Below are 17,527 nucleotides of genomic sequence, written 5' to 3' on the forward strand. Positions count from 1 at the left end.
AGGACGCTGCCGTCGACGTCGAATCGGGAGCCGTGGCAGGGGCAGTCCCAGCTGGTTTCGGCGCCGTTGAAGCGGAGTAGGCAGCCGAGGTGGGTGCAGCGGAGCGACACGGCGTGCAGGACGCCCTGCTCGTCGCGGTAGACGCCGGTCTGGTCCAGGCCGTCGCGTAGGACTCGGGCCTCCCCGCGGGGGACGGCCGTCGGGTCGGTGACCTCGGCCGGGCGCAGCCGGTCACCGATGAAGTCCGCCGCGACCTTGGCGTTGAGCTGGGCCAGGTGGGGTGTCGAGCGCAGGCTCAGCCGGTGCGGGGAGAACAGCCGCTCCCACGGGCTGGGCTCGCCGGTGGCCAGGCCGGTCAGCACGAGGGCCGCGACGGTGGCGGTGGCCAGTCCCCACTTGCGGTAGCCGGTGGCCACGTACAGGTTCCGCGACCCCGGCAGGTACGGGCCGATCATCGGCAGGGCGTCGTAGGAGTACAGGTCCTGCGCCGACCAGCGGTGCACGATCGCGGCGACGTCCCAGTGCTCGCGGGCGAACGCCTCCAGCGCCAGGTAGCGCTGTGCGTCCACGCCGCGCTGGCCGGTGGGGTGCCCCTGCCCGCTGACGATCAGCAGGTCACCGGCCGACGCGATCGACCACGCCGGGTCGCCCGCGCTGATCGCGAGCGTCTCCGGCGGGGTGCCGGAGCGCAGCCGCGCCGCGACGCAGTAGGAGCGCACCGCTTCCAGTCTGGCGAAGTACGCACCCCGGTCCAGCAGCGGCGCGTGCGTGGCTATGACCACCCGTCCGGCGTGCACCGTGCCGCTGTCCGTGACCACCCGTCCGGACTGGAAGCGCTGCACCCGGCTCCGCTCGAAGATCCGGCTGCCACCACCGTCCACGGCGGCGGCGAGCCCACGCACGTAGCGCACGGGGTGCACGGACAGCTGGCCGTCGAGCCGCACCACCCCGTACACCGGGAACGGCAGGTCCGCGCCGCCCTGGACGACGTCGAGCCCCGCGCGGGTGGCCGCGTCGAACTCGTCGGCCACGCTCGACCGCTCGGACTCGTCGATCGCGTAGGTGACCGCCGGCCGCCGCCGCAGGTCGCAGTCGATGCCCTCCTGCTCGACGATGCCGGCCAGGGTCTCGACGCCGGCGAGGCTCGCCTCGGCATACCCCGCGGCGGTGGCGGCCCCGTGCCGCGCGGTCAGTTCCGAGTAGACGGTCGCCTGCAGCGCGCTCACCTTCGCGGTGTTGTTGCCGCTGGCGCCGGTGGCGACCCGGTCGGCCTCGACCACCGCCACCCGGAGCCCGGCCCGCTTCAGGAGCAGCGCCGTGGTCAGCCCGGTGATGCCGGCCCCGACCACCGCGACGTCCGCCGTCACGTCCCCGTCCAGCGCCGGGTAGGTCGTCCCGGGCTCGGCCAGCCACAACGACTGCCGGTCGGTCGTCGTCCTCATACGACTGCGCATACCCGCGGCGGGCGGTTCTCACACCGGCTCAGAGGGCGGACAGCGCCGCCACCCCCGCGACGACCAGCGCGACGACCTTCACCACCTCGGTGGCCACGTAACCGAGGTGCGCCCGCGACCGCGGCGCCGTCTCCCCCGCCAACACCCGGTCCGACCGCCGGTTGAGCACCGGCCGGATCCCGACCAGCTGCACCACCAACACCCCGACAGCGACGCCCGCCGGCACCACCGCGGACCCGGGCACCCCACCCCCGACCACCACCGCCACGGCGAGCACCAGGGCCAGCGCCACCTCGACCCAGTTCAGCGCCCGGAACACGATCCGCCCGATCCCCAACCCGATCCGCAGCGTCACGTCCGGCGCCCGGAACTTCAACGGCGCCTCCAGGAAGGAGATCCCCAGCACCATCCCCAGCCACGTGAAGACGACCCCCGCGACCACGGTCGTGCCCGCCACGGCACACCACCTCCGTCCGACCCACACCGGTCATCGACGCCGACGACGGCGAGTGTCACACAGGCCGCGACGAGCTCGCCGAGCGACCGGCGACCCGTGTGAACGGGCTCTCCGTCAGGGGTGGGCGATGGCGAGATCGTCGAAGCCGGCGGCGACGTTGAAGACGCGGACACCGTTGGCGCCGCTGGCATAGCTGGCGTCGGTCACCGCGAGTTTCGGGGTGGTCATGTCGTCGAGGTAGACGCGCAGTGCCGAGCCGAGCGCTGACACCCGGAGGTGGTAGGCGCGGCCGGGCTGGATGGCCGTCGGGGCCGAGGCCAGTGGGGTCCACCCGTTGTCGGCCTTGCCCAGCAGGACTCGGCCCGCCGCGCTGATCCCGGCGTAGTAGCCGCGGTAGCTGTCCACTCCGGTGGCCGGCTGGGTCACCCGGAACACGACGCCGGCATCGCCGTTGCCGGCGTTGAGGGTGATGGACGCGTCGGCGGTGAGGTCGCCGAAGTTGGTTTCCAGCAGCGCTTTGCCGCCGAGTGAGGACGTCGTCGTGTAGCGGCCGGTGGACGCGGACCAGGAACCGCCGTAGGTCTTCCAGCCTATGGCGTTGCGGTCGTCGAAGTTGTCCTTCACCAGCATGGTCACCGGTTTGATGGTGCCGTCGGGGTTGAAGTACATGCGGTCGTAGCTGACCTGCCGCTGGTTGGCGTCGGTCAGGTTGAGCGGGCGCCGGTGGTAGAAGATGTACCAGATGTCGGTGCCGGGGATGTTCAGCACCGAGTTGTGGCCGGATCCCCTTGCCACGGCGGCGTCCTGGCTCAGCACGCGGTCGATCCTGGTGAACGGCCCGGTGGGCGAGTCCGACATCGCGTAGGACACCGCGTAGTTCGGGCCCGTCCAGCCGCCCTCGGACCACATGAGGTAGTACTTGTTGCCCCGCTTGAACATCTGCGGGCCCTCGACGTAGTTCTGCGGCGTGATCTCCCTGTAGGTGGTGCCGTCGTCGAAGGTGCCGAGGCTGACCATGTCGTCGCCGAGGCGCACGACGTTCGCGTGGCCCCAACCGCCGTAGTACATGTACGCGCGGCCGTCGGAGTCGATGAACACGTCCTGGTCGATGGGCTGCGCGCCGTTGACGAACTGGCCGATGAGCGGCCTGCCGATCGCGTCGACGTACGGGCCCTCCGGCCGGTCTGCGACCGCCACGCCGATGCCGCCCAGCTCGGCGTTGCTCTGGATGTCGTTCGCGGCGAAGTACAGGTAGTACTTGCCGTTGCGGGCTATCGGCGCCGGTGCCCAGACGGCCTTGTGCGCCCACGACACGTTGGCGACCGTGAGCACGTTCGGGTGCTTCGTCCAGTTGACCAGGTCCGGCGACGAGAACGCGTCCAGGTAGGTCTGCTCCTCGTACGGCCGCGACGAGGTGGGGAACACCCAGTACTGGTTGCCGTAGATCGCGACGTCGGGATCGGCGTACCAACCGTCCACGAAGGGATTGCCCGCCTCGGCGGTCGAGTAGTCGGGCACCCGATACCCGGGCGCGGCTCCGGCCGGTGGGGCCGTGACGACGCCGGCCAGCAGGCCGGTCAACACTGCCGCGACAACACGCCTGTGTGTCCTCAACGTCTCGTCCAATCTGCAGACGCACTGCGGGGGCGAACACGACCGGACCTGCGTTACATCGTTGTAAGCGCGCTCTCCCGATCTCACCACGGGGTGGCGAGCGATGTCCAGACCACGGAGAAAGTCAAGCCACTGAACGAATTCAGCCCTCGACCGCGGAAAGCTCGCGGTCGGTCGGCGCCACCGGGCGCGGCATGGCAAGGAGCGCGATCATCGACACGACCGCGCAGCCGATGATGTAGAGGCTGATCCAGGTGCTCGAGCCGGTGTGCTGCAGGATCGCGGTCGCGATGAGCGGGGCGGGGCCGCCGGCCACGACCGACGCGAGGTGGTAGCCGATGCCGGCGCCGGAGTAGCGGACGGGGCCGTCGAAGGTCTCCGCGATGAGCGCGGCCTGGGGCCCGTACTGTGTGTCGTGGACGATGAGGGAGACCACGATGCCGAGCAGGATCAGGCCCGCGGTTCCGGTGTTGAGCAGGCCGAAGTAGGGGAACGCGAACGCGGCGGTCGCGATGATGCCGGCGCCGTACACGAGGCGGCGGCCGACGCGGTCGGACAGCCAGCCGAAGAAGGGGACGCTGAACAGCCCGACACCCGCGGCGACCATCGTGTAGGTGAGCAGGCTGTCCCGGCTCACCCCGACCTGTTCCGTGCCATAGGTGAGCACGAACGTGATGAACAGGTAGAACGGCGCCTGCTCGGACATGCGCACGAACGCGGCGGTGAGGATCTGCCTGGGGTAACGGCGAACCGCCTCCCAGACCGGCAGGGTGACCACGGCGTCGGCGCGCCGGATGGCGGCGAACTCCGGGGACTCCAGCACCCGCAACCGCACGTACAGCCCGATTCCCACGAGCACGACGCTCAGCAGGAACGGCACCCGCCAGCCCCAGGAGTCGAAGTCGTCGCCGGCGATCGCGGTCAGCAGCTTGAAGACGCCCGTGGACAGCAACAGTCCGATGGGGACGCCCAGCTGCGGCATGCTGGCCATCAGGCCCCGCCGCTCGCGCCGGCCCCATTCCATGGACAGCAGCACCGAGCCACCCCACTCGCCGCCCACGCCGATGCCCTGCGCGATCCTCAGCACCACCAACAGGATCGGCGCGAACACACCGATGCTGTCGTAGCCGGGGAGACAGCCGATCAGGAACGTCGCGATGCCCATGAGCAGCAGGGTCGCGATCAGCGTTGCCTTGCGCCCGATCCGGTCACCGAAGTGACCGAAGATGGCCGCGCCGATCGGCCGCGCCGCGAACCCCACGAACTGCGTGGTGAACGACGCGAGCACGCCGACGAACGGCTCACTGTTCGGGAAGAACACGTGGGGGAAGACCAGCGCCGCCGCCGTGCCGTACAGGAAGAAGTCGTACCACTCGATGGATGTGCCCACCGTGCTCGCCGCGACAGCACGCCGACGCGCTGTCGGGACGGCCGATTCGCCTTGCGTCATCGCAGTCATGCCGCACCTCCAGCCGCATCAGCATCCCACACGACACACACCCGCCGTCAATGGCGAACCACGGCCGGCGGTGATGTTTCGTTCTGCGAACAGGGTGTCTGGTGTCCAGACCTGCGACCGGGCCGCGTTCGTACTGGGGTACCGGCGATCCGGGCGCCTGCCGCTGGCGTGCCCAGTGCCCCAGCAGTCCTCGCACGCGGCGCCGGATCTCCTCGCGGATGGGGCGCACGGCGTCGACATGACCGAGGAGCTGACGGCCCGCGCGAACACCACCGCGCCGCCTGGGACGCTGACACCCGGCGGGCGACGGTGCCGATGCCGGAGTCCGACGGTCCGTCCTGGAAGTAGGCCGATGCGCAGCCTGATCATCGACAACTACGACTCGTACACGTACAACCTCTTCCAACTCATCGCCGAGGTGAACGGATGCACGCCGGTCGTCCTGCGCAACGACGACCCGCTGTTGCCCACGCTGGATCTGGCGGAGTTCGACAACATCGTGATCTCACCCGGCCCCGGCCACCCGGGGACCCCGCGTGATCTCGGTTGTGCCGTGGACATTCTGGCCAGGACCGAACTGCCGGTGCTCGGCGTGTGCCTCGGCCACCAGGCGATGGCCTACGCCGCGGGCGCGGCGGTCGACCGTGCGCCACGGGCGCGGCACGGTCATCTCACCAGGGTCCGGCACGACGGCCGTGAGCTGTTCAGCGGTGTTCCGCAGGACTTCACCGCCGTGCGGTACCACTCGTTGTGCGTCGAGGAGCCATTACCCGAGGAGATCGAGGCCACGGCGTGGGCCGAGGACGGCGTCGTCATGGCGCTCCGCCACCGCACGCGTCCCCAGTGGGGAGTGCAGTTCCACCCCGAGTCCATCGCCTCGGAGTACGGCCGGGAGATCATCGCGAACTTCACGAGGCTCACCGCCGAGGCCACCGGGAGCAAGGTCCGTGGCGAGGTCCGCAGCGAGGTCCTTGGCCGGGCGCAGCGCTCCGCCGGTGCCGGTCCCACGGACCGCGGCCCCTACCAACTCCTCGTGCTCACCGTGCCGGGCGCGGTGAACACCGAGGCGGTGTACACGGAGCTGTTCGGGCTGTCGCGGTACGCCTTCTGGCTCGACAGCAGCCGGGTCGAGCCGGGGCTGTCCCGGTTCTCGTTCCTCGGCGACACCTCGGGACCGCTCAGCGAGGTCCTCACCTACCGGCTCGGCGACGACGCCGTGCTGGTGCGGAGCGCGGCGGGTGTGCACGCGGAGAACGGCGGCATCTTCGACGTCCTGGACCGCCGGCTCGCCGAACGCCGGATGGCCGACCCAGGGCTGCCGTTCGACTTCACCGGCGGCTACGTCGGCTACTTCGGCTACGAGCTGAAGGGTGACCTCGGCGCCGGTCGCCGGCACCGCGCCGAGACACCCGACGCCGCCTGGATGTTCGCCGACCGCCTGATCGCGTTCGACCACGAGGAGGACCTGACCTACGTCGTCGCGGTGCACCGCGGTGACGCGGAGACCAGGAACTCCGCGCGGGAGTGGACCGACCGCACCGCCGCCGCCCTGGTCTCGCTGCTCGGCCGGATCGACGACCCGGCCGAGCTGGACGCCGTGGCCGGGCAGGCCGACGACACCGTCGACCCGAGCCTGTCGCTGGTGCGGGACACCGCCGGGTACGTGCGGGACATCGAGGAGTGCCGGCGCCGGCTCGTCGCCGGGGAGAGCTACGAGATCTGCCTGACGAACAAGGTCAGGATCCCCTTCGCCGGCGACGACCTGGCTTTCTACCGCCGGCTGCGCGCGGCCAACCCGGCGCCGTACGCCGCACTGCTGCGGCTGGGTGAGGTCACGGTCCTCAGCTCCTCTCCGGAGCGGTTCCTCAGGATCGACGCGGACCGCGTGGTGGAGACCAAGCCCATCAAGGGCACGGCGCCACGCGGCAGCGACCCCGCCCTCGACGCACAGCTGGCCGCGGAGCTCGCGAGCAGCGCCAAGACACGGGCCGAGAACCTGATGATCGTCGACCTGCTGCGCAACGATCTCGGCCGTGTCTGCGAGATCGGGAGCGTCGGGGTCCCGCGCTTCATGGCGGTCGAGTCCTACGCCACGGTGCACCAGCTGGTGTCCACCGTGCGAGGGGTCCTGCGCCGGGAGGTCAGCGCCCTGGACTGCGTACGCCACTGCTTCCCGGGCGGGTCGATGACCGGCGCGCCGAAACTGCGCACCATGGAGATCATCGACGGGCTGGAGACCGAGGCGCGCGGGATCTACTCGGGTGCGTTGGGATTCCTCGGGCTGACCGGCACGGCCGACCTCAGCATCGTGATCCGCACCGCCGTGCGTTTCGGGGACGAGGTGAGCATCGGCGCCGGCGGTGCGATCGTCCTCGACTCCAGCCCACAGGGCGAGCTCGACGAGATGTTGCTCAAGGCCGGCGCCACGCTGCGAGCACTCCCATCGCTGGCACCGCAGACCACCGGACGCCCGCTCTGAGCGCCACCGGACGGCGCCGGTGTTGATCGGGGTCCTGCGGCACGTGCACTCCCTGAACGACCGCTTCCCGCCTCCCGAGGACGGGCCGGCACGACCACCAGGACCCGCCCTGGACCAGGACTGGACGACCACCGGCTGGTCGGCGATGTGGGTCAGGCCCGCGCCGAGCGCCGGGGAGTCCCTCCGGGCTCGCGGGGGTGGCTCTCCTCGTCGTCGGCGGTGCCGGGAGGCAGCGGGAGCCAGCGGTGCGACCAGTCGATGACCGCGTTCAGCACCGGCTCGGTCTCCTCGCCCATCTGGGTGAGGTGGTACTCCACCTGCACCGGCGACGTCGCCAGGACCTCGCGGCGCAGCAGGCCCGCCTCCTCCAGCTCGCGTAACCGGCGGGTCAGCATCACGTCGCTGATGCCGGGGACGGCCGCCCTGATGTCGGCGTACCGGTGCGCGCCGGTGAACATCACCCGCAGGATCGCCCCCGACCAGCGGGCGCCGAGCAGCTCGATCGCCGTGTGGAACCGGACGCAGACCGTGTGGACGTGATTCATGTCTCGCTCAACGCCGGTCCTCGACTCACTGTTCCTCGGTTACTAAGGAATATTTAGTCGCTAAGTCTGGTTGAGCTCGGCATGGTCTCGACCGAAGTAGACAGTGGAGGCAGTCCGTTGGCCAAGCTAGCAATCATCGTCGCCAGCACCCGCCCCGGCCGGATCGGCCCGAAGGTGGCCGAGTGGATCGAGTCGGCGGCGCGGGAGCACGCCGGGTTCGAGGAGATCGACCTGGTGGACCTGGCCGAGGTGAACCTGCCGATGATGGACGAGCCGCACCACCCGCGGCTGCGCGACTACGTCCACGAGCACACGTTGGACTGGAGCGCCAGGGTCGACTCGGCCGACGCGTTCATCTTCGTGATGCCCGAGTACAACTACGGCTTCACCGCACCGCTGAAGAACGCCATCGACTACCTGCACCACGAGTGGACGTACAAGCCCGTCGGGCTGGTCAGCTACGGCGGGGTCGCGGCCGGCACCCGCGCCGCGCAGATGATCAAGGCGGTGGTCACCACGCTGAAGATGATGCCGGTGACCGAGGCGGTGTCCATCCCGTTCGTCCACGGCATGATCAACGAGGACGACCAGCTGGCGCCCAATGACGTCATGGTGGCGGCGGCGAAGGCGATGCTCGACGAGCTGCGCCGCGTGAGCGACGCCCTGCGTCCACTCCGGACGGTGAACTGACCGGCCCGACCGCTTTCCGCGAGCCCTCTCACGCCTCGATCGCGTGGTCGACCGGGGTGCCGTTCGCCAGGAACTGCACCGACGGCCAGTAGCCGTCGAGGTAGTAGGTGCCACTGACGCCCTCGTAGTGGAGCTCGAAGTCCCCGGAGAGGTACACGACCAGGGAGCTGGCGCGCATCCGCGCGAGGAACTCGGCCCGGTCCTCGTCGCTGCCCTGTGCCGTCGTGGTCCGCGCCAACAGGAACTCCGCGCCGGTGCGGCCGAGGGTCTCCAGCGCGGCGAGCAGTTCGCGGACGTGGGGCACCAGTTCGACCACCTTCTCCGGCCAGGCGTTCTCGAACGTCAGCCACACCTCCTCGTCCCCGACGGTCACCATCGCCTCGCCGACCCGGCTGATCTCCTCGACGTTGCGGAGCGCCGGGTCGGTCGCCGGCGTGTCGTCGGCGCCCGCCAGGTCCCGCACCGGGATCTGGTGGGTGTTGACGAGGATCTCGGCCAGGTGCTCGTCGAAGCGCGGGTTGACCCCCTCCGCGACGATCCTGGTCCACGTCGTGAACTGCTCCGGCGTGCCACGCGCGACCCGCCCGTCGGCGCTGGTCAGGACGAACTGGCCGCCGTCCCGCGCGACCTCCCGCACCTGGAACGACCGGGGTAGCTCCACCGCACCGACCAGGCCCCGCTCGACCACCGCGACCGTGCCGGTCTGCTTCCCGTCCGCCGTCCCGACCACGAACACGCTCGACAGCTCGGGGGCCACACAGATCAACGCGCCGGCCCCCGCCTCCTGCCGCAGCCGTTCGGCGTTGCCGCGCAGGGCGTCCGCGAAAGTCTCCAGTGCCAACACCCGGCACATCCTGTCAAAGCGGGCGCCGGATCAGTACCTCCGTTCACCAGCAGTTGGCATACGCGACACCCGGGACGGCCTCACGCGATGCCGGCCGCGATCAGTTGTCGCCAGATCTCGCCCTGGTCGACGACCTGGACGCCCAGCTTCTCGGCCTTGGTGAGTTTGCCGGCGCCCACGTCGGCGCCGGTGATCAGCAGGTCGGTGTTGGCGGAGACCGAGGACGCGGCGGTGGCGCCGGCCTTCTCGCACAGGCGTTGGAAGGTGGGGCGGGGGACCTTCTCCCCGGAGCGCGGGTCGTTGATCGCGCCGGTGATGACCACGGTCTTGCCGGCCAGTGGGGCGTCCGAGGCGACGACCGGTGGGAGGTCCTCCTCGCGGACGTCCAGGGACACGCCGCGTTCCCGCAGCCGCGCCAGTTCGGGGCGCAGGCGGGTGAGGTGGTCGATGAGGGACGCGGCCACCTTCGGGCCGATGTCCTCCACGGCCACGAGTGCCTCCTCCCCGGCGTCGGCCACCTCCTCCAGGGAACCGAAACCCGCGCGGCACAACCGGGTCGCCGTGCCCTCGGACGCCAGGGGGATCGCCAGCCCGATCAGCGCCCGGCGCAGCCCGACCCCGCGGCTCGCGTCGATCGACTCGATCATGCGGGCCGCGGACACCTCGCCGATGCGGTCGAACTCCAGCAACGTCTCCGCGGTCAGGGTGTAGAAGTCCGAGGGGTGTTCGAGGATGCCGGCCTCGGCGAGCCGTTCGATCCACACCGGACCCACCGCCTCGATGTCCGCCGCCGCCCGCGACGCCCAGTGGACCAACCGGCGCACGGCCTGGGCCGGGCAGGCGACGTTGGTGCAGAACAGCTCGCGGCTGTTGCCCTGCTCGGTCAGGTGGTGGCTGCACGACGGGCAGGTGCTGGGCGGCACGATCTCCCGCTCCGCCCCCGTGCGCTTCGACGCGTCGAGCACACCGGCGACGAACGGGATCACGTCACCCGCGCGGCGCACCAACACCGTGTCGCCGATCTTGATGCCGCGGGCCCGGATCACCTCCTGGTTGGCCAGCGTCGCCCGCGTGACCGTGGTCCCGCCCACGAACACCGGCTCCAGGTGCGCGACCGGCGCGATCTTGCCCGTCTTGCCGACGTCCCACACCACGTCGACGAGCACCGTCGTCTTCTCCTCGGCCGCGAACTTGTACGCCAGCGCACCCCGCGGCGACGACGACCGGGTACCGGCGGCCGCGAAGGCGTCCCGGTTGGCCAGCCGCAGCACGGCGCCGTCCAGGTCGTAGTCCAGCTCCCCCCGCCCCGCCTCGATCGCGCCGATCACCGCCAGCGCGGCATCCGCGTCCGCGCAGTGCCGCATGTCGGCGACGGTGAACCCGAGCGCGGCCAACCCCTCCGCCAGGTCGGTCGCCGCCCCGTCCGCGGCGTCGAGGTCGAACGCGAAGAACCGCAACCGCCGCTCCGCCACCGTGGCCGGGTCCTTCGCCCGCAACGTGCCGGCCGCCGCACCCCGCGGGTTGATCAACGGCCGGTCCGGGTGCGCGACGTTGTACGCGGCGAACGTGGAGCGCAGCATCACCGCCTCACCCCGCACCTCCACCCGCCCCGACGCCTCGATCCGCGCCGGGATCCCGTCGGTCAACGCACGGACCAGCACGGTGACGTCCTCGCCCGTGCTGCCGTCCCCGCGCGTGACCGCCCGCACCAGCCGGCCGTCCTCGTACACCAGCGCCAGCGACAGCCCGTCCAGCTTCGGCATCACCACCACCGGCTGCCCCGGGAACCGGTCGAAGAACGCCGCCACCTGCTCGGGCCGCGTCGCCTTCTCCAGCGACAGCATCGGCCGCGAGTGCCGCACCGGCGCGTGCAACACCGCCGGCGCACCCACCTGGTCGAGCGGGTTCGGGTCGGGCGCCAGCTCCGGGTGCGCCGCCACCAGCCCCCGCAGCTCGTCCTCGACCGCGTCGTACTCGGCGTCCGCCACCACCGGCGCACCCCGGTAGTACGCGTCCCGCAGCGCCACCACCCGGTCGGCGAGCTCCTGAATCCGTTCCTGAACGTCCACGGTGTGCACGCTACCCACACCCACCGACACGAACCACGGCCACGACGCCACCACCGGTCCACTATGGACCAGGCTCCCGACGAGGACCAGCAGGAACCCGAGCACGTGCTGGGCGTACCGGCGCAACACCACGCCCGTCTGGTCGATGCCGCCACCCCGCTCGGTGCGGGCACCGACACCACGCGTCACGCCACGATGCTCGTAGGACAACGCTTGCCCCGCATGACGATGAGCAGAGCCGGTCGTCGTCGCGGCGTGGTCCGTTGGGGAGAAGGGCGGTCGGCCCGGCTGTCCATCCGCTACCGTTCCCACCTGACCGGACTGTGCCTCACCACGGGGTCCGGAGTGGGAGGGTCACATGCCGTACGACGAGCACGAAACCGGTCCGCGGGCGGTTCTGGAGCGGTGGCGCCAGGCCGCCGTCGACCAGTCCGCCGACGACATGCGCCTCGTGTACGCCCCCGACGCGGTTCACGAGTTCCCGTTCACCCTCCCCGGTCTGCCGTCGCGGTTGGCGGGCCGGGAGGAGATCGTGAGCTGGATAGCCGAGGGATGGCAGGCGGGCCCGCTGAAGTACGAGCGGTACCGCACCATCGCCGTGCATGACACGACCGACCCGGACACGCTCGTCGTCGAGCAGGAAGCCATCGGGACCAGTGCGACCACCGGCGCGTTCACGTTGCCCAACCTCGTCGTGCTCACCGTGCGCGACGGGCGGATCGTCCGCCTGCGCGACTACGTCAACATCCCGGCGGCCGCGGCGGCCATGGGACGGGCTCTCTGAGCACCCGCCACTCAGGAGCGCGACAGGGCGTCGAGCAGCTGGTCGACGGTGACGTCCGGGTCGTCCTTGTAGCGGCGCCAGTGGCCGAGGAACGTCTCCGCGGCGGCGAGGAGGTCGGCGGGTAGGCCGGCGTCGCGGCACGTTTCCGCGATCTCGCGCATCTCCGGGGCCCAGCGCCAGGCGCGCTGACCGGCCGAGGACAGGCGTTCCGGGGTGGCCAGTGGGGTGCCGGGCAGAGCCGCCGCCGCGAGGTCGCGCAGCTCGGCGTCGACGCCGTGGTGGCGGGCCAGCGCGTGTGCCTGCGCGGCGAGCACGCTGCTGACCTTGTTGTACGTGGCGAACGCGAGCTTGAGCGCGGACGCCGCACCGACCGGGCCGGACAGGGCGACCACATCGACCGCGGTGCCGTCGAACAGCGCCCGCACCCGGCAGACCGCCTCGTCCACACCGGACAGGTAGAGCCGCGTGGTGCCAGCCCGGCGCGGCGGCGGCCCGACGATCCCACCGTCGACGACCGTGGCGCCCCCGCCGGTCAGCACGTCCGCGATGTCCTCGCTGTGCCGAGGACTGATGGCGTTGGCGTCGAGGTAGCAGCCGGCGAAGCCGGTCCCGGCGACCTGGTGTGCCACCTCGACCGCGGCCGCCGGCGGGCAGACGCTCAGCACCACCTCACAGGTCGTCAGCTCCTCGAACCCGGCGAGCGCGACGAGCCCGGCCTCCTCCGCACGGCGACGACTCGCCGGCCCGCGTCCGACCGGCACCCACACGCACCGCTCCCCCGCCGCGACGAGTTGAGCACCGATCGCCGCACCCATGGCACCGGGGTGGAGCACAGCTGTCGTCACCGGCCCATCGTAGGCGGCGGAGTGCCACGAGGTCGCGCTCAGCGGACGCGGCAGGCCCGGATGGGGACGCTGCACCGTGTTCCCGGCGGTGTCCGCCGCATGAGCACGCAGGGGAACGCCAACCGCCGGCCACAGCCCGCGGACTGGGGACTGGGGACAGTCAGCAGGGGTCGAACCTGTTGTAGGTTTCGAAGCTGTACCTGGCGACCCGGATCGACCACGTCCGGTACAGCTCGGAACAGCGCAGCGGGCCGGGTTCCCGCACCTGCCGCGCGATGCGTTCACCCAGGACGGCGCCCAGCTCCGCGCAGCTGCCGGCCGCGGCGCCGAGGAGTTCGACGACGTCCTGGTGCTGAGCCGTCCCATCGTGCGTGCACCGAGCGGCGCCGAGATGGTCGATCAGCCCGGCGAAACCCGCGGGATCGCGAACCACGCCGGCGACCATGATCGCGGCCGCCTGGTAGCCGTCGCTGAGGTAGTGGGTCCTGCGGTGGTACTCGTCGGCCAGGATGAGGCGGTAGATGTTCGTGAACTTCTTCACCGCCCGGGGGCCGGGGAGCAGATCGGCCAGCGAGACGAGGAGTTCGACCTCCCCGGGACTGATGCGCAGGGTCCGGTTGGGCGCGTCCCATGCCGGCGGGTCCGGCAGCTCGTACAACCGCGCCAACGGCTTCAGCACGTCCGGTGCGGCGGCGCCGGGGTCTGCTGTGGCCTGCCGTGCCGGAGGGTTCGGAAGCTGCTCGGACGGCTCCTGCTCGGGCAACGGCTCCGGGTCGATGTCGTGCAGGAGGCTCAGGAGGTAGTTCGGCCTGCGGCTGCCCAGCGGACGCATGGCGTACACGACGTTGAAGACCTTGTCGAGCAGGCTGAGCACGTGCCGGTGGCGCTGCCCGTCGTCGCCGAAGGCGTAGCCCGGCACGGCTTTGAGCCCGTCGCACAGCACGCGCGGATCGACCGCCACCACGACGATGAACATGCGCATGGAGAGCAGCAGGTTCACCGCCTCGAGGACCTTCATGACCCGTTCCGGCGCACACCGGTCGAGGTCGTCGATGTACAGCACGACGCGCTCGATGACCGGTGGCGTTCCGGCGTTGGGCGCCTTGTTGGCCTCTGCCAACGCTTCGGCGAGCGTCCGCAGGTCCTTGTACACCGATCCGACGACGCCCCGGTGACGTGCGTAGGCATCGGCCGTGCCGAGCTCGTCGAGCACCTGGCGCAGGCGGTACGTCGGCTCCAACCGGCCGCGCAGCGCCGCGAACCGATCCCGTTCGTTCCGCACCTCGGTTGCCTGTGCGGTGACGTACTGGAGCACGTTGTCCGTGCGCTTGCTGAACCCGCGCAGGCCGGCCAGCCACGCGGCGACGCCCACCACCCCCACTCCGGTCGAGAGCCAGGCGTAGACCTCGGACAGCCACGTCCACACGAACGGCACCAGCGCGACGACGAGCACGAGGACGGAAGCGATGATCCACAGGGCGCGGGTGTGGCTCCTGCCGGTCCGCTTCGCGTCGTCCAGCTTCGCCGCGGCCTGCCTGCCGACGGACCTGGCGTCGACGAGCTTCCCCGCCGCACGCCACAGGTGCCGGCCGCGGCGCAGCGCGGCCAGTGGGTGGCGCAGGGAGGTCCTGGCCGAGGCCGCGTCGTCGATCTCCCGGTCCACCTCGTCCGCCAGGCGGCTCAGCTCCTCGTGGCGCGCCCTGACCGTGTCGCGGTCCTCGGTGGCCGATGCCGCGGCCGCCTCGTCCGGTGACTCCACCGCCGGCTGCCGCAGGCCGTAGATGATCTGCTCGATCAGCCCGGTCCACAGCTCGACGTCGCTGTAGTGCCAGGCGTTGAAGCGGATCTGACGAAGGTTGCCCGTCCAGAAGGGCGTCGCTCGGTCCTGGCGCGCACTCCTCGCGAGCTTGTGCACGTAGTTCTCCACCTGCAGCACAGTGCTGGACTTGCCGGAACCCCAGTCACCCAGCAGTGCGATGGACAGCGGCGCCGACGTGTGCCGGGCCGCGATGAGCTCGGCGATGGCGCGCACGTCTGCGGTGTTGCCGATGGTGTCGTCGGTCGTCGGCTCGTCGCTCGTCGGGTTGGGGTGCGGCGGGTCCGTGACGATGCCGGCCTGCTCCCGGCCGGGCGGCCAGGCCTGTGTCGCCTCCGGCGCGGTCCGGACCAAGCCGATCTCACCGTCGCTGTCGCCGGCGACGATCAGCTCGCCGTCCGGCATGAGGGCGATGGCTTCGACGGATCCGGTGGTGAAGTCGGGTCGCACGTGTCCCACCCGTCCGCCGGTCGCGCGGTCCCAGCGTTCGACCGAGCCGTTCACACCACAGGAGATGATCGTGCGGCCGTCGGTGGACAGGAAGACCTTCCGCACGTCGCGGTGGTTGGTCGAGATGGGCGCGCCGATCCGTGTGCCCGTGCGCACGTCCCACACGGTGATGTCGCCGTCCTGCCCGCCGACGACGGCCACGTTTCCCTCGAAGTCGATGGCGACCGACCGGACCTGGCCGTTCTCGACCGCTTTCCGCCCGGTGGACGGGCTGTCCCTGGTGAGGTCCCAGAACACCACATGGCCGTCGTCCTCGCCGATGACCGCGTAGGCGCCGTTACCGGAGATCGCGATCGCCGAGACCGCCTTCCTCGAACCGGTCCACGGCGTACCGATCTCGGTGCGCTTGTCCGCATGCCAGACCTTGACCTTGCGGTCGTTCCCGCCGGAGAAGATCCGCTTGCCGTCCGGACTGATCGCCAGCGCCCACACCTGCGCACCGTGTGCCATGGGCCGGCCGTCCTGGACGTGTCCGAACCGGTCCCACACGACGATCGTGCCGTCCTCGCTGCCGGTGATGACCCGGGAGTTGTCGCCCGGCCAGGTGGCGACCGCGGAAACGGCGCTGTCATGTCCCGTCAGCACGCCGTCGTCCCCACCGGAACTGTTCCACAGGCGTGCGGTGCGATCCGCGCTGCCGGTGACGATCAGGTCGCCGTACTCGCTCACCGAAATCGCGCGCACCGCCGCGGTATGCCCGCTGAACGGCCGCTTCAGGGGTTGTCCAGCGCGGAGAACGTGTAGCTCACCGCGGCCCCCGGCGGCGAATACCATCGGCTTGGCCGATTTCTCGGGCACGGCCAACGCGAAAACACCGCCGGGAAAGATGAGTCCGGTGTCGTCCAGCATTGTGCGACCGGTCAGATTCCAGCGCAGGACCGTGCCGTCGGAACTTCCCGACACGATGGTCCGCTCGTCGACGCGTGCCAATGCGTGGACCGGACCGCGGTGACCTCGGCCGAACGGGATGGTGATTTCGCTGTTCGGGTTCCAGTCGACCAACTGCGCGTCGTCACCGCCGAGAACGACTTTTCTCTGGTCCACGACGAGAACGCTTCTGATGGCGGCACAGTCGTACAGCGACGTCGTGCTCTGGCGCCTGATCTGGGTCTGGTTCACCCGCCACAACTGGGCGACGGCGCGCCCACCGTCGGTGCCGCCGATGGCGAGCAGCCGGCCGTCCGGCGAGGCCGACATCGCGAACACCTGTATTCCCATGTCGCCGACGACGAGCCGGCCTGCCTCGTGGTCGTAGACGCGAAGCTTGCCGTCATGCCCCGCGCTCGCGACCCACCTGGCGGTCGCGGCGATCGCGTGTCCCTGGTTGTCGGCGCCCAGCGCGTCCAGGTCCGCCGGCTCGAACAGCCGGTCGTCGGCGAGCCGCCACCGGCGCACCCGACAGTCCTCACCGGAGCTGAACACGAGGGTTTCGGTTTCCCGTTCGACGATGCCCAGTGTCAGCACGCCGCCGGGGTGTGCCCGGGCGGAATGGAGCCGGTTGAGCGGGTCGGTCGCCAGCAGCCGGATCGACCCGTCCTCGGCGCCGATGATGAAACGACCACCGTCGGAGGTCGTGACGAGCGCGCGGATATCCGTCGGTGCGATTTGTCCATGGCCGACCATACTCGCGTCGTCGCCGCCCGGCGCGGCGACGTTGCACCGGCCTGGGTCACGATTAGACATATCACCTTGACGAGCTTCGCGCATGGTATGACGGCGTGTACCGAATACTCCGGCGCGTGTCATGGTAACAGTGGACGGTGGCCGGTCGACTAGGAATTCATCTGGCAGTGCCGGCATGCCAACCGAGGGTGGAGGATATGTTGAGCGGCAACGAAAGCAGGCCTGTGGCGTTAACGGTGAACTCGCCTTTGAGCGCCGTCCACTCATAAGGCTCGGCGCGTGCCGACCGCCACTCATGAACGCTGACCCGTACCCGATCCTCGGGGCCGAGCTTATAT

General features: G+C 70.6%; 12 protein-coding genes and 1 pseudogene. 3 read left to right on the forward strand and 10 right to left on the reverse strand.

Going from position 1 to position 17,527, the window contains the following annotated elements:
* From ACJ73U_RS06230 to ACJ73U_RS06245, 4 genes are all read right to left on the reverse strand, one after another.
* Positions 1–1,442 (reverse strand): FAD-dependent oxidoreductase (locus ACJ73U_RS06230; protein WP_407776560.1); only part of this gene is annotated, 1,442 nt, incomplete at its 3' end.
* 40 nt (positions 1,443–1,482) lie between these two features.
* Positions 1,483–1,863, reverse strand: coding sequence for a hypothetical protein (locus ACJ73U_RS06235; protein WP_407776570.1), 381 nt, complete (start codon positions 1,861–1,863; stop codon positions 1,483–1,485).
* Between the two features lie 162 nt (positions 1,864–2,025).
* Complete coding sequence (locus tag ACJ73U_RS06240; RefSeq protein ID WP_407776561.1) at positions 2,026–3,495, reverse strand: family 43 glycosylhydrolase; 1,470 nt, start codon at positions 3,493–3,495, stop codon at positions 2,026–2,028.
* 172 nt (positions 3,496–3,667) lie between these two features.
* Positions 3,668–4,915: an MFS transporter gene (locus ACJ73U_RS06245; RefSeq protein WP_407776562.1), complete on the reverse strand. Its 1,248-nt coding sequence runs from the start codon at positions 4,913–4,915 to the stop codon at positions 3,668–3,670.
* Between the two features lie 421 nt (positions 4,916–5,336).
* Between ACJ73U_RS06245 and pabB the strand changes: the two genes are divergently transcribed.
* Positions 5,337–7,463 carry an aminodeoxychorismate synthase component I gene (pabB, locus tag ACJ73U_RS06250; RefSeq protein ID WP_407776563.1) on the forward strand — a complete coding sequence of 709 codons (2,127 nt, stop codon included), beginning with the start codon at positions 5,337–5,339 and terminating at the stop codon, positions 7,461–7,463.
* Between the two features lie 152 nt (positions 7,464–7,615).
* Here pabB and ACJ73U_RS06255 read toward each other — a convergent pair whose 3' ends face one another.
* Positions 7,616–8,008, reverse strand: coding sequence for a winged helix-turn-helix transcriptional regulator (locus ACJ73U_RS06255; protein ID WP_407776564.1), 393 nt, complete (start codon positions 8,006–8,008; stop codon positions 7,616–7,618).
* Positions 8,009–8,125: 117 nt separating this feature from the next.
* On the opposite strand from ACJ73U_RS06255, the gene ACJ73U_RS06260 reads away from it, so the two are divergent.
* Positions 8,126–8,698, forward strand: a complete 573-nt coding sequence (locus tag ACJ73U_RS06260) for an NADPH-dependent FMN reductase (protein WP_407776565.1) — start codon at positions 8,126–8,128, stop codon at positions 8,696–8,698.
* A gap of 28 nt (positions 8,699–8,726) precedes the next feature.
* Here the strand turns inward: ACJ73U_RS06260 and ACJ73U_RS06265 are convergent, their stop codons facing one another.
* Both ACJ73U_RS06265 and ligA read right to left on the reverse strand, forming a co-directional pair.
* Entirely contained in the window at positions 8,727–9,542 is an 816-nt protein-coding gene (locus tag ACJ73U_RS06265) for a hypothetical protein (protein ID WP_407776566.1), read from the reverse strand.
* 80 nt (positions 9,543–9,622) lie between these two features.
* A complete protein-coding gene (gene ligA / locus ACJ73U_RS06270; RefSeq protein WP_407776571.1) occupies positions 9,623–11,611 on the reverse strand; it encodes an NAD-dependent DNA ligase LigA in 1,989 nt (662 codons plus the stop codon).
* Between the two features lie 358 nt (positions 11,612–11,969).
* On the opposite strand from ligA, the gene ACJ73U_RS06275 reads away from it, so the two are divergent.
* A complete protein-coding gene (locus tag ACJ73U_RS06275) occupies positions 11,970–12,395 on the forward strand; it encodes a nuclear transport factor 2 family protein (RefSeq protein ID WP_407776567.1) in 426 nt (141 codons plus the stop codon).
* Positions 12,396–12,406: 11 nt separating this feature from the next.
* On the opposite strand, the gene ACJ73U_RS06280 is transcribed toward ACJ73U_RS06275, so the two are convergent.
* The 3 genes and pseudogenes from ACJ73U_RS06280 to ACJ73U_RS06290 form a co-directional block, all read right to left on the reverse strand.
* Positions 12,407–13,240: a DUF1932 domain-containing protein gene (locus ACJ73U_RS06280; RefSeq protein WP_407776568.1), complete on the reverse strand. Its 834-nt coding sequence runs from the start codon at positions 13,238–13,240 to the stop codon at positions 12,407–12,409.
* Positions 13,241–13,400: 160 nt separating this feature from the next.
* Positions 13,401–17,273 (reverse strand): P-loop NTPase fold protein, encoded by a 3,873-nt coding sequence (locus tag ACJ73U_RS06285; RefSeq protein ID WP_407776569.1) that lies wholly within the window; start codon positions 17,271–17,273, stop codon positions 13,401–13,403.
* A 73-nt stretch (positions 17,274–17,346) separates the two neighbouring features.
* A pseudogene (locus ACJ73U_RS06290) lies at positions 17,347–17,527 on the reverse strand (hypothetical protein); the annotation flags it as partial.

The sequence above is a fragment of the Actinophytocola sp. genome (assembly GCF_045807065.1).
GTDB lineage: Bacteria > Actinomycetota > Actinomycetes > Mycobacteriales > Pseudonocardiaceae > Actinophytocola.

Bases quoted from the DNA above. Each gene is read 5' to 3' on its own strand.
- ACJ73U_RS06235 (WP_407776570.1), bottom strand. From the start codon at position 1,863: ATGGTGCTGGGGATCTCCTTCCTGGAGGCGCCGTTGAAGTTCCGGGCG.
- ACJ73U_RS06255 (WP_407776564.1), bottom strand. From the start codon at position 8,008: ATGAATCACGTCCACACGGTCTGCGTCCGGTTCCACACGGCGATCGAG.
- pabB (WP_407776563.1), top strand. From the start codon at position 5,337: ATGCGCAGCCTGATCATCGACAACTACGACTCGTACACGTACAACCTC.
- ACJ73U_RS06285 (WP_407776569.1), bottom strand. From the start codon at position 17,273: ATGCGCGAAGCTCGTCAAGGTGATATGTCTAATCGTGACCCAGGCCGG.
- ACJ73U_RS06275 (WP_407776567.1), top strand. From the start codon at position 11,970: ATGCCGTACGACGAGCACGAAACCGGTCCGCGGGCGGTTCTGGAGCGG.